This is a genomic window from Variovorax paradoxus (assembly GCF_030815975.1).
GTDB classification, from domain to species: Bacteria; Pseudomonadota; Gammaproteobacteria; order Burkholderiales; family Burkholderiaceae_C; genus Variovorax; species Variovorax paradoxus_N.
The window spans coordinates 2,405,384-2,417,526 of the sequence record NZ_JAUSXL010000002.1; the positions used below are offsets into that span (position 1 = coordinate 2,405,384).

Genomic DNA, 12,143 nt, shown 5'->3' on the forward strand with positions numbered 1-12,143 from the left:
TGCGCGGCACTTCGTGTCCGCAGCGCCCACCCCCTTGCAGGGGGCGACACCTGCGGCCCGGCGGAGCCGGTTCCGCGGTGTTCCCGGATGGGATGTCAAGCCCGCATTTGGCGGGCTTTTTCATTTGCGATGGAAGGCTTGGCGCCATCCGCCGCATACAATGCAGAGCAAGTTTCGTGCCTCTATGACATTGCACTCCTACTCCCACACCACCCCTCTTCTTCGCCGCACCGGCCGACTGGCCCGTCTCGCCCGCGCGGGTATCGGCGCGCTGCTGCTGGCCGGCCTGGCCTCGGGCGCGCTGGCCGAAACCGCCGACCGCAGCAAGCCGATGAACATCGAATCCGATGCGATGCGCTACGACGACCTCAAGCAGACGAGCGTGTTCACGGGGAACGTGCTGGTCACCAAGGGCACGATCATCATCCGCGGCGCGCGCATCGACGTGCGCCAGGATGCCGAGGGCTACCAGTACGGCGTGGTCACGGCGGCGCCCGGCAAACGGGCCTATTACAAGCAGAAGCGCAATGCGCCCGACGAGTGGATCGAGGGCGAATCCGAAGTCATCGAGTACGACAGCCGCGCCGACAACGTCAAGTTCATCCGCAATGCCGTCATGCGCCGCCTGCTCGGCGCCACGCCCAACGACGAAAGCCAGGGCGCGCTCATCGTCTATGACCAGAGCAACGACACCTACACGGTCAACGGTTCCACCGTGCCGCCCAATGCCGGGGTGAACGCCCCGGCGGGCGGGCGGGTGAAGACCATCCTCACGCCCAAGAGCGCCACGGCGCCGGCGCCCGGTGCCTCGGCCCCCGCCGGCGGACGGGCCGCGCCGGCGGCGGCAGCGCCCCAACCGGCACCCGGTGCCGGCCTGCGCTCGACCACCACGCTCGGTGGCGGCGAAGGGGAAGGGCGCAAGTGATCGAAACCGCCGGAACCCAGAACGCCGATGGCACGCCGGGCAGCCGCCTGGTGGTGCGCGGCCTGCAGAAAAGCTACGGCAGCCGCAAGGTCGTCAGGGATGTCTCGCTCGACGTGCAGAAGGGCGAGGTCGTGGGACTGCTCGGCCCCAACGGCGCCGGCAAGACCACCTCGTTCTACATGATCGTGGGCCTGGTGCGGGCCGACGCGGGCGAGATCACCATCGACGGCGAACCCATCGCCCACATGCCGATCCACCGGCGCGCCCGCATGGGCCTGAGCTACCTGCCGCAGGAAGCTTCCATCTTCCGCAAGCTCACGGTCGAGGAAAACGTGCGCGCCGTGCTCGAGCTCCAGCGCGAACCCGACGCCAGCGGCAAGCCCGCGCCCTTGACGAAGCAGCGCATCGAGGAGCGCCTGTCCGGCCTGCTGGCCGACCTGCGGGTGGACCATCTTCGCGACTCGCCTGCGCTCGCGCTTTCGGGCGGGGAACGGCGCCGGGTCGAGATTGCCCGCGCGCTGGCCACGCAGCCGCGCTTCATCCTGCTGGACGAGCCCTTTGCCGGCATCGACCCCATCGCCGTGATCGAGATCCAGCGGATCATCAGCTTCCTGAAGGAGCGCGGCATCGGCGTGCTCATCACCGACCACAACGTGCGTGAAACGCTGGGCATCTGCGATCACGCGTTCATCATCAGCGACGGACATGTGCTGGCACAAGGCACGCCCTCGGAGATCGTCGACAACGCCGAAGTACGCAGGGTGTACCTCGGCGAGCACTTCCGGATGTAAGCGAGGAGCCGGTCTCCATGAAGCAAGGGCTGTCCCTTCGCGTTTCGCAGCACCTGGCGCTCACGCCCCAGCTGCAGCAGTCGATCCGGCTGCTGCAGCTCTCCACGCTCGAACTGAGCCAGGAGGTGGAGCAGATGCTGGACGAGAACCCGTTCCTCGAACGCACCGCGGAAGAAGCCGCGCGCGAGGAATTCGGCCTCGATGCCATCGATACGCCGATGCCGCGCGACGAAGCGGGTGAAGCCGCCGAGGGCGAATTCGCCGCGGCCCCCATCAGCAGCGCGGCCACCACGTCCAGCGAAACCGCCTCCCCTCCCGAGTCCGACGTTCCCGCCGCCGATGCCACCGAGCGCGAGCCCGACTGGGAAGGCGACGGCACCGTCGACATGGCGCCTGACGACAGCGAGTGGGGCAGCGACGCCCCCGCGCGCCAGAACAACCTGGGCGACGACGAGCGTGCCGACGCCACCGAGCTCGCGCGCAGCCAGGAGTCGCTGCAATCCTTCCTGCACCGGCAGGCGCTGAGCCTGCGGCTCAACGAAAACGACTGTGCCGCGCTGCGCTTCCTGATCGAATCGCTCAATGACGACGGCTACCTCGAGGATTCGCTGCCGGCGCTGGCCTCGGGCCTCGCGGGCGACGACAACGACCAGTTCGACGAGCTGGTGCATCACTTCCAGGTGGCGCTCGGCCTGCTGCAGAGCCTGGAGCCGGCCGGCGTCGGCGCGCGCGACCTGGGCGAATGCCTGTGCATCCAGCTGCGCGCACTCGCCAGCGAAAGCGAGACCGAGGAACACGCGCTGGTGCGCAAGACCGCCATCGCGATCTGCAAGCAGCCGATGGAGCTGCTCGCGCGGCGCGACTTCAAGCGCCTGGCCACGCTCACGCGCACCAACGAAGAGGTTGTGCGCTCGGCGCTGCAGATCATCTCGCGCCTGGAGCCCAAGCCGGGCCGCCGCTTCGTCGATGTCGAGCGCAACATCGTCATTCCCGACGTGATCGTCACCAAGATCGGCCGCGGCACCAACGCCAAGTTCCGCGTCATGCTCAACCCCGAGGTCATGCCGCGGCTGCGCGTGCACGACATCTATGCCGGCGCGCTCAAGTCGCACAAGGGCGAGGGCAGCCAGGCGCTGTCGCAGCGGCTGCAGGAGGCGCGCTGGTTCATCAAAAACATCCAGCAGCGCTTCGACACCATCCTGCGCGTGAGCAACGCCATCGTCGAGCGGCAGAAGAGCTTCTTCGTGCACGGCGAACTCGCGATGCGGCCGCTGGTGCTGCGCGAGATTGCCGACGAACTGGGCCTGCACGAGTCGACCATCTCGCGCGTGACCACGGCCAAGTACATGTCCACGCCTTTCGGCACGGTCGAGCTCAAGTACTTCTTCGGCTCGGCGCTCGGCACCGAAACCGGCGGCAATGCGTCGAGCACCGCGGTGCGCGCGCTGATCAAGCAGTTCGTGGGCTCCGAGAGCATCAAGAAGCCGCTGTCCGACAGCCAGATTTCCGAGATGCTGAAAGAGCAGGGCATCGAATGCGCGCGGCGCACCGTGGCCAAGTACCGCGAGGCGCTGCGCATCGCGCCCGCCAACCTCCGCAAGGCGCTGTAGAAAGCCCGCCGATGGCCCGCCGCCTGCTGTCGCGCTGCGGGCAATGGATCTTCGCCATGGCGGCGGCATTGCTCTTCGCCGGCTGCGCCACCTTGCCCGACGAAGCACCGCACCCGCCCACCAAGGCCATGGCCGCCTCGGCCGACACCGCGCTCGGCAAGATCGCGCTGGCCTCGCAGCCCGACTCCGACCTGAGCGGCTTTCGCCTGATGCCGGGCGGCGACTTCGCGTTCGACACCCGCATCCAGCTCGCGCGGCGCGCCCAGCGCACGCTCGACGTGCAGTACTACCAGATCGAGAACGACGAGACCGGCCGCTACCTGCTGCGCACGCTGCGCGATGCGGCCCGGCGCGGCGTGCGCGTGCGCCTGCTGATGGACGATCTCTACACCTCGGGCGAGGACGAACTGCTGCTCGGCCTGGCCGCCACGCCGAACGTCGAACTGCGCCTGTTCAACCCGTTTCCGGCCGGGCGCGGCAGCCTGCTCAGGCGCTTCACCGCCTCGCTGTTCGACTTCAGCCGCGTCAACCGGCGCATGCACAACAAGCTCTTCATCGCCGATGGCGCGATGGCGGTGGCGGGCGGGCGCAACATCGGCAACCAGTACTTCAGGCGCACCGCCGGCGAGAACTTCATCGACCTGGACACCTTCGTGGCCGGCGCGCTGGTCCCGCGCCTTGGCGCGCTGTTCGACCAGTACTGGAACAGCATCTACGTGCGGCCGATCCAGTCCGTGGTGGCCAGCAGCCTGCCGCGCGAGGAATTGCAGCGGCGCTTCGACGCCGCCACCGGCCCCGACACCACGCCGCCGCCGCCCAGGCCCGCGCCCAACGACCTGCTCGGCTACAGCCCGATGGCCGAAGACCTGGAGGCGGGCAAGCTCGACCTGATCTGGGCCCTTGCCGAGGCGTATGCCGATTCGCCCGAGCGCGTGATCGGCAAGACCGCCTCGTACGGCGGCGTGCCGCTGCTCGACGTCGACAGCGTGCGCTACAACGTGGTCGAGCAGATGCGACGCGCGCGCTCCGAAGTGACCATCGTCTCGCCCTACCTGATACCGGGCGAGGCGGGCCTCGAAATGATGCGCGAGATCCGCCGGCGCAACGTGAAGATCAGCGTCGTCACCAATTCCTTCGCCGCCACCGACGAGCCGCTGGTCCACACCGCCTACCGCCGCTACCGGACCGAGATGCTCGGGCTCGGCGCCGACCTCTACGAATTGAGCACCACGCGCACGCGGCGCAGCGTGCGTCTCGGCCTGTTCGGTACTTCGGTGGGGCGGCTGCATGCGAAGTCGGCGGTGATCGACCGGCAGGTTCTTTTCGTCGGCTCGATGAACTTCGACCCGCGCTCCGAAACGCACAACACCGAGATCGGGCTTTTCATCCGCAGCCCCGAGATGGCGCAGCAGACGCTCAAGCTCATCGAGGTGCTGAAGCAGCAGGGCGCCTACCGGCTGCGCTTTGCGAAGGGCAGCGGCGATGCGCGCATCGAGTGGATCAGCGAGGAGGAGGCCGGCAAGACCACCGTGCTGAGCGAGGAGCCCGACTCCGATTTCTGGGGCCGCACCATGCTCGAACTGCTGGCGCCGCTGACGCCCGAAAGCCTGCTGTAGCCCGCGCGGCTCAGCTGCCGCGCACGCCCGACAGCAGCTTGAGGCCCAGCAGCACCATCACGCCGCCGGCCGCGCGGTCGATCCAGGCCTTGTAGCGCAGGTAGGCCGAGCGCGGCGCCGCCGACGAGAGCGCCAGCGCGACGACCGCGTACCAGCCGGTCTCGATGCAGAAGATCACCGCCGGCACCGCGAGCGCCAGCGCCAGCGGCACCTCGCGCGGCAGGAACGCGGCGAAGATGCTGGCGTAGACCACCGCGGTCTTCGGATTGCTGATCTGCGTGCCCATGCCCAGGAGAAACGCGCGCCGCGGATTGCCCCGGCCGCCGGCCAAGCGTCCCTCTTCCTGCGCAGCCGGAAGCGGCTCGCGTGCGCCACGCCAGATGCGAATGCCCAGAACCACCAGGTAGGCGCCGCCGAGCAGCTTCACCGCCAGGTACAGCGCCGGAACCGCGGCGAACGCCGCCTGCAGCCCGACCAGCGCCGCAATGGCGAACACCACGCCGCCCGCGCCCATCCCCAGCGCCGCGGCCAGGCCGTCGCCGCGCGACGACGACACGGCGGTGCGCGCCACCATGACGAAGCTCGGGCCGGGGCTCATGGCCCCGACGATCATTGCGCCCGCGATGCCCAGCAGTGGAACCGTGATGCCGCTCATGGTTTTCCTGGGACTACTGCTGCACGTTGACCGCTTCGACCTGCACCAGCAGCTTCACCTTGTTCTCGAAGCCGAAGTTCAGGCCCCAGGTGATGCCCCAGTCGCTGCGCTGTACCGTGGCCTCGAAGTCGCCGCCGCAGACCTGGCGGTTGATGAGCGGGTTCAGGTAGCAGTTGAAGCGCACGGCCCTGAGCGTGACCGGCTTGGTCTGCCCCATCAGCGTGAGCGTGCCCGGCACGTCGATCACCTTGTCGCCGTTGAATTCGATGCGGTCCGCCACGAAGCGGCCGGTCGGGAATTCGGCCACGTTGAAGAAGTCCTTGCTTTGAACGTGCCGGTTGAGCAGGTCGACGCCGGTGTTGATGGAGCCGATGTCCATCGTGATGTCGACCTTGCCGCTGCTGCCCGTGCCGTCGATCTGCACCGAGCCGTCCTTGGTGCTGAAGCGGCCGCGGTTGGTGGTGGTGCCGTAATGCCCCATCTCGTACATCACGAAGGTGTGCGTGGGGTCGATCACGTAGCTGGCGTTCTTCACCGGGCCGCCCGCGGGCTTGGCGGCCACGGGCGGCGCGGTGTAGTCCTGCGCCAGGGCAGGGGTGGCAAAGGCCGCCGCGGCAGACAGCGCGGCAGCGAGGAGGAGCTTCTTCATGGCAATGGGCGTGCGTGGCGTGAGAACGGAGTAAGGGAATTCAAAGCGGGCCGAACCCCGCGAGCGTGAACTTGAAGCGAACCAGCACCTCGTTGCCGACCACCGAGGTATCGGTCCATTCGCCGTCGCCCACCTTGTAGTCGAGCCGCTGGATCGTAAAGCTTCCGGTGGCCACCGCCTGGCCGCCGGCTTGCGCAATGCTCACCGGCACCGTGACCGGGCGCGAGATGTTCTTGATGGTGAGCTTGCCCGCCATCTCGAAGCGGCCGTCGCCCAGCGCCTTGATCGCACTCGACTGGAAACTGGCTTGCGGAAAATGCGACGTATCGAACCACGGGGCCTTGGGCAGTTCGGCATCGCTCATGGGCACGCCGAGCGATGCGCTGCCCGTGTCGATCTGCAATGCGACCGTGCCGCCCTCGGGCTTGCGCGGATCGAAGGCCACCTGCGCATCGAACTTCTTGAAGGTGCCCTCCACGGGCGCACCCATCTGCTTGCTCACGAAGGCAATCTGGCTCTTGTCGGGCACCAGCCGGGTGGCCGTAGCCGGCTCGGCGAGCGCGGGCGCAAGAGCGGCAAACGCGAGGGCCGCAAGAAGGAGACGAGTGATGCGCTTCATCCGGCGGATTCCTTGCGTGGCGCGGGCCACATGCGTTTCAAGATGCCATCGCGGTCGATCCAGTGGTGCTTGAGCACCGCCGCCACGTGCAGCAGCGCCACCGCGGCCAGCGTGAACGCGCTGCCCTTGTGCAGCGGCTTGAGCACGGCCTCGGCCCATTCCTTGTCGACCGGCACGAAGTCGGGCAGCGGCAGCAAGCCGAACCACACCACCGGAAAACCCAGCGCCGAACTGTAGGCCCAGCCGAACAGCGGAACCACAAGGAACAGCAGGTACATCAGCGCGTGGCTCGCGCGGTAGCCGCTGCGCTGCCAGTGCGGCATGGCCGCCGCCGCATCGGCCGGCAGCGGCGGCGGCGGATGGCGCAGCCGCCACAGCAGGCGCGCGGCCGACAGCAGCAGGATCGTCACGCCCGCCCACTTGTGCCAGTTGTAGAGCTTGATGCGCGCCGGCGAGAGCGGCAGGCCCGTCATGTAGAGGCCGACGCCGAGCGAGCCGACGATCATGGCCGCAAGCAGCCAGTGCAGCGCGATCGCGACCGGGCCATAACGCAGTTCGCGAAGTTCGCGCAGTTCGGGCGGATCGGCCGCAGCAGGAGGGGAAGGTGTGTCGATGGACATCGGAAGCAGGACCGGCGGCCTGTGCGCGGAGCATATATCGGAAGCGGTGAAGGCACTGCACGAGCCGTGCCAAACGCACCGGCCGCCCGTTCAGCGCCCGGCTGCCGCCTGCTGCGCCTGCACCAGCACCGCATGCAGCTCGGCCGGCTGCACCGGCTTGCGCAGCGCATGCCAGCCGCGCTCGGCGGCCAGCCGCTGGGTGGCTTCGCCGATGTCGGCCGAAACCAGCGCGATGGTGAGCGAGGGCTTGTGCCGCTGCAGCCGTTCCGCCAGCGCGATGCCGTCGAGCGCGCCCGGCAGCCGGATGTCGCACAGCGCGGCATCGAGCGCGCGCAGGTCGGCCAGCGCCAGCGCCTCGGCCGCGCTGGCGTACACGCGCGGCGCGAGCTGCCATTGCTGCAGCAGGGCCCCGAGGCTGTCGGCCACCACGGCGTTGTCTTCCACCACCAGCACGGCCAGGCCGGGCCGCAGCGCATGCGCCGCGCCGGAGCGGGGCGGCGCCGCGGGCGCGGGCGCGGGAGCCGCCACCGGCGCGTCGGCCGGCGCCGCGGGCAGTTCGAAGCCGAACACCGAGCCCCGCCCCGGCGCCGAACGCAGCGACACCTGGATGCCGAGCTGCGCGGCCAGCCGCCGCACGATCGCCAGGCCCAGCCCGTGCCCGCGCTGCAGGTTGCGCTCCACATTGCCGATCTGCTCGAAGTCGCCGAACACGCGTTCCTGCGAGTCGGCGGCAATGCCGATGCCGCTGTCGCGCACCTCCACGCGCCAGGCGCGGCCGGTGTCGCGCCGGCGCGCGCGCACGGCCAGCAGCACCCGGCCGCGCGGCGTGAACTTGACGGCGTTGTCGACCAGGTTCGCCAGCACGCGGCGCAGCGAAACCGCATCGGCCCAGGCCACCGCATCGGCAGGGCAGCGCACCGTGACGCGGCCGTCACCGGCCTGGCGCGCGAGATCGTGCAGCAGCGGCGCCAGCGACACCGCCACCGGCTGCAGCGGATCGGCTGCAGCCTCGATGCGGCCGATCTCGAGCAGCTGGTTGGTCAGGCCTTCCAGCGCCTGCTGCGCACGCGCGAGCGAGGCCACGGTGTGTTGCACCAGGGGCGCATCGGCGCCGTTGTCGAGCTGCTGGCGCAAGACTTCGGCCTGCAGGCCGATGGCCATCACCGGCTGGCGCAGGTCGTGGTTGGCGGCCGAGAAAAAGCGCAGCCGCTCGGCCTGCGCCTGCTCCGAGGCGCGAAGCCCGGCCAGCGCCTGCTCGCGCAGGCTGCGCTCATTGAGGCGCAGGCCGATGTTTTCCTCGAGCTGGCGCGAGCGCTCGGCCACCAGCTTCCACATCATCGCGGTCAGGCCGATGCCGATGAGCGCCACCGCCTTCATCGCCGGCGCGCCGAGCCAGAGGCCGGTCACGATCACCGGTGCCAGCAGCAGCGTGATCGCCAGCTGCGTGGCCGGAACGTAGAACGACACCGAGAATGCCGAGGACAGCGTCATGCCCATCAGCATCAGACCGAGCAGCAGCTGCTGGTCCGGCTGGCCGGGGTTGAACAGCAGCACGCCGGCCAAGCCGTGCGCCAGCTCCCAGATGCCGGTGCGCACCGTGTGCGTGCGCTGCGCATCGCGCAGGCTCTGCGGCGTGAAGGGGGCGGGCAGGCGCTGCGGAAAAAAGCCGCGCATGAGCGTCACGGCGGTGATCAGCGAGATCCACACCAGCGCGCGCGAGAGGGAATATTGCCAGGCAAAGAGCGCCGCCACGCCGCAGTTCAGCAGGTATTGCGCCAGCAGCACCGGCCCGATCGGGCGGATCGACAGCCGCAGAACCTCGCACTGGATCGCAAAGCGGCCGTCATCGGCGACAGCCGGAGCAACCATGGGCGCGGTGGTGGAATTCATCGGCCGATCCACTATATAGAGAAGCGGCCCGGCGCGGCGACAATGGCGTTCCCCAGCCGGCCGAATGATGGCGAACCCCCTGTGAACGATCTTTCTCTCTTTTTGCCTTGCGCCGCCGGCGTCGAGGAACTCCTGGCGCAGGAAGTCCATGCGCTCACCGGCCGCGCCGGGCAAGACCTGCTCACGCTGCGCGGCGGCGTGCGGGTGCGCGCCGAATGGCGCGACGCGCTCAAGCTCAACCTGCACAGCCGGCTCGCGCAGCGCGTGCTGGTCGAACTGGCCCACGCGCCCTACCGCAACGAAAACGACCTCTACGCCATCGCGAGCGGCGTGGCCTGGGAAATCTGGTTCACACCCAGGCAGACCTTCAAGATCGAGACCACGGCGCAGCACAGCCCGCTGCAGAGCCTGAACTTTGCCACCTTGCGCATCAAGGACGCCATTGCCGACCGCTTCCGCGCCAAGGCCGGCGGCGTGCGCCCGAGCATCGAGACCCAGTGGCCCGACTGCCGCGTGTTCGCCCACCTGACCACCGAGCACTGCACGCTCTACATCGACACCTCCGGCGAGCCGCTCTTCAAGCGCGGCTGGCGGCAGGACAAGGGCGACGCGCCGCTGAAGGAAACCCTGGCCGCCGCCATGCTGGCCGCGAGCGGCTGGTGGAACCCCGAAACCGGCGCCGTGGCCGCCGAGCCGCTGTACGACCCCTGCTGCGGCAGCGGCACGATCGCCATCGAGGCGGCGCAGATCGCGCGCGGCATTCCGGCCGGGTCGCTCAGGCGCTTCGGCTTCGAGAAGCTGCTGCCGTTCCAGGCGCACGTGTGGGACGCCATCAGGAAGGAAGCCGCATCGTCGGCGGTGCCGCGCAATGTCGCCATCTTCGGCTCCGACGTCTCGCACCGCATGGTCGACTTTGCCGAGCGCAACGCGGAGCGCGCCGGTGTCGCCGACGCCATCGAATTCCGCGGCGGTGACGCGCTGCAGCGCATGCCGCCGGCCGAGGGCGGCGTGATCATGCTCAACCCGCCGTACGGCGAGCGCATCGAGGTCGGCGGCGTGGCCGGCACGGGCCGCTCGGGCGCGCGCGAATCGGCGCAGACCGAAGCGGGTGAAAGCGGCGACGGCGGCGAATTCTTCCCACAGCTCGCCACCCACTGGAAGAAGAACTACGCCGGCTGGACCGCCTGGGTGCTCACGCCCGACCTGAAGCTGCCCAGGCAGATGCGCCTGAAGGAGTCGCGCCGCGTGCCGATGTGGAACGGGCCGATCGAGTGCCGGCTGTTCCGCTTCGACATGGTTGCGGGTTCGGCCAGGAAGTAGCCCCGCGCGCACTCGCGGGTGCGCGCCTTCACGCAGAGCCATGCCCGTTCCAGAATCCGGCCTCGTCGTCATCGACACCAACATCGCGCTCGACCTGCTGGTCTTCGAAGACCCCGCCTGGGTGCCGCTGATCGCCCTGCTGGCCGCGGGCGAACTGCGCTGGCTCGCAACGGCCGCGATGCGCGCCGAACTCGAGCGCGTGCTCGGCTACCCGCTGATCGCCCGGCGCATGGCGCAGCGCCGCCTGCAAGTGCCCGCCGTGCTGGCGGACTTCGATGCGCGGGTACGCATGGTCGAAGGCGTTCCATCGCGCGCACCCTGCGTCTGCAGCGACCCCGACGACCAGGTCTTCATCGACCTTGCGGTGGCGCACCGCGCACTGCTGCTCAGCAAGGACCGCGCGGTGCTGTCGATGAAAAAGCGGCTCGCGCTGCGCGGCGTGGTGGTGCAGGCGGCGCTCGGGCCCTGACTGCACCCACAGTCTCGGCCGATTGCCGCTGCGCGCCGAGAAGCGCGAAATCCAGCGGCTTGCTACTTCCTTCTCATCGACACCTGCCAGGGGCGGTGTTAGCTTTCCGGCAAGGCGAGGATGGTTGCGGCGAACGGGTATCGCAGTTCCTTGCCTTGTGCGGCCCTGGCGCCACCCTTCAGCACTTGTTTCGACGGGAAATCATGCAACCATCTTTCGCGACGCTCTGGGCGAATCATCCGGTGATCAAGGGAGACAGCGCCTTGCTGGACAAGGACGTTTACAAGGACCAATGTGCGATCAATGTTGGCGCTGCCTTTATTCGGTCGAACATGAGCCTCGACGGATTTCGGGGCGTCTACTCCTGGCAAAAAGACAAGCCGAAGTATCCGATTCGGGCGCAAGAGTTGGCGAACTGGCTGGATTCAGGCACCTCGGGGTTTATGTCTCGCACCGAAAAATACATGGGAAAAGAAGGCTTCGAGAAAATCGCCAACCGCACTGGAATCGTGTTCATCCAGAACTATTGGGGTGAAGGGCGGCAAGGCGACCATATCGATCTCTGGAATGGATCGCGCATGACGGAACTCATGTCATATTTCCGTGTTCAGTGGCACCTTTCTTGGGAGGGGGCCATCAATGACATGCGTCTGGCGCGAGCCATATGGTTTTGGCAGGTTCTATGAAAATCCTACTTCGCCTCATCTGCATTGTGCTAGGAGGGCTGGCGTTGAGTTTTGTTGTGGCAAAGGGAGTGCTTGTGCCCATTGGCCAGTGGTACGAAATGAACAAGGCTCAAAGCGAGAGCGATCTAACTCAAGCTTTTGTAATCGCCCTTGCTGTGCAGGCAATTTGCGCCATCGTGGGTGGCTGGCTAGGCGACCGGGTGTTTCGCAAATGGCGGCAGAAGCAACTTGATCGTCAATAACCCATAGTGCATCTCTTGGGAGGGGGCATCCTTGAAATGCGCCATATGGTT

At 68.1% G+C, this 12,143-nt stretch carries 13 protein-coding genes; 8 read left to right on the plus strand and 5 right to left on the minus strand.

Going from position 1 to position 12,143, the window contains the following annotated elements; translation table 11 throughout:
• The first annotated feature begins 184 nt into the window (after positions 1–184).
• The 4 genes from lptA to QFZ47_RS15050 are packed head-to-tail and all read left to right on the plus strand — an operon-like array spanning position 185 to position 4,942.
• The gene (lptA, locus tag QFZ47_RS15035) at positions 185–925 is read left to right on the plus strand and encodes a lipopolysaccharide transport periplasmic protein LptA (RefSeq protein ID WP_307656390.1); all 741 of its coding nucleotides are present in this window, start codon (positions 185–187) and stop codon (positions 923–925) included.
• On the plus strand, positions 922–1,716 hold the full coding sequence (lptB, locus tag QFZ47_RS15040) for an LPS export ABC transporter ATP-binding protein (protein WP_307656391.1): 795 nt from the start codon (positions 922–924) through the stop codon (positions 1,714–1,716). The genes lptA and lptB overlap by 4 nt, the downstream gene beginning before the upstream one ends.
• Before the next feature lie 17 nt (positions 1,717–1,733).
• A complete protein-coding gene (locus QFZ47_RS15045) occupies positions 1,734–3,326 on the plus strand; it encodes an RNA polymerase factor sigma-54 (protein WP_307656392.1) in 1,593 nt (530 codons plus the stop codon).
• 11 nt (positions 3,327–3,337) lie between these two features.
• Positions 3,338–4,942, plus strand: a complete 1,605-nt coding sequence (locus QFZ47_RS15050; RefSeq protein WP_307656393.1) for a phospholipase D family protein — start codon at positions 3,338–3,340, stop codon at positions 4,940–4,942.
• Positions 4,943–4,952: 10 nt separating this feature from the next.
• On the opposite strand, the gene QFZ47_RS15055 is transcribed toward QFZ47_RS15050, so the two are convergent.
• The 5 genes from QFZ47_RS15055 to QFZ47_RS15075 form a co-directional block, all read right to left on the minus strand.
• Positions 4,953–5,597 (minus strand): LysE family translocator, encoded by a 645-nt coding sequence (locus QFZ47_RS15055; protein ID WP_307656394.1) that lies wholly within the window; start codon positions 5,595–5,597, stop codon positions 4,953–4,955.
• Positions 5,598–5,610: 13 nt separating this feature from the next.
• On the minus strand, positions 5,611–6,246 hold the full coding sequence (locus QFZ47_RS15060) for a YceI family protein (protein WP_307656395.1): 636 nt from the start codon (positions 6,244–6,246) through the stop codon (positions 5,611–5,613).
• A gap of 40 nt (positions 6,247–6,286) precedes the next feature.
• On the minus strand, positions 6,287–6,865 hold the full coding sequence (locus QFZ47_RS15065) for a YceI family protein (protein ID WP_307656396.1): 579 nt from the start codon (positions 6,863–6,865) through the stop codon (positions 6,287–6,289).
• A complete protein-coding gene (locus QFZ47_RS15070) occupies positions 6,862–7,485 on the minus strand; it encodes a cytochrome b (RefSeq protein WP_307656397.1) in 624 nt (207 codons plus the stop codon). The genes QFZ47_RS15065 and QFZ47_RS15070 overlap by 4 nt, the downstream gene beginning before the upstream one ends.
• Positions 7,486–7,575: 90 nt before the next feature.
• Positions 7,576–9,375: an ATP-binding response regulator gene (locus QFZ47_RS15075; RefSeq protein ID WP_307656398.1), complete on the minus strand. Its 1,800-nt coding sequence runs from the start codon at positions 9,373–9,375 to the stop codon at positions 7,576–7,578.
• Positions 9,376–9,456: 81 nt separating this feature from the next.
• On the opposite strand from QFZ47_RS15075, the gene QFZ47_RS15080 reads away from it, so the two are divergent.
• The 4 genes from QFZ47_RS15080 (at position 9,457) to QFZ47_RS15095 (ending at position 12,092) form a co-directional block, all read left to right on the plus strand.
• On the plus strand, positions 9,457–10,695 hold the full coding sequence (locus QFZ47_RS15080) for a THUMP domain-containing class I SAM-dependent RNA methyltransferase (RefSeq protein ID WP_307656399.1): 1,239 nt from the start codon (positions 9,457–9,459) through the stop codon (positions 10,693–10,695).
• 40 nt (positions 10,696–10,735) lie between these two features.
• Positions 10,736–11,164: a putative toxin-antitoxin system toxin component, PIN family gene (locus QFZ47_RS15085; RefSeq protein WP_307656400.1), complete on the plus strand. Its 429-nt coding sequence runs from the start codon at positions 10,736–10,738 to the stop codon at positions 11,162–11,164.
• 203 nt (positions 11,165–11,367) lie between these two features.
• On the plus strand, positions 11,368–11,850 hold the full coding sequence (locus QFZ47_RS15090; RefSeq protein ID WP_307656401.1) for a type VI secretion system amidase effector protein Tae4: 483 nt from the start codon (positions 11,368–11,370) through the stop codon (positions 11,848–11,850).
• Positions 11,847–12,092: a hypothetical protein gene (locus QFZ47_RS15095; protein ID WP_307656402.1), complete on the plus strand. Its 246-nt coding sequence runs from the start codon at positions 11,847–11,849 to the stop codon at positions 12,090–12,092. The genes QFZ47_RS15090 and QFZ47_RS15095 overlap by 4 nt, the downstream gene beginning before the upstream one ends.
• Positions 12,093–12,143: the final 51 nt, after the last annotated feature.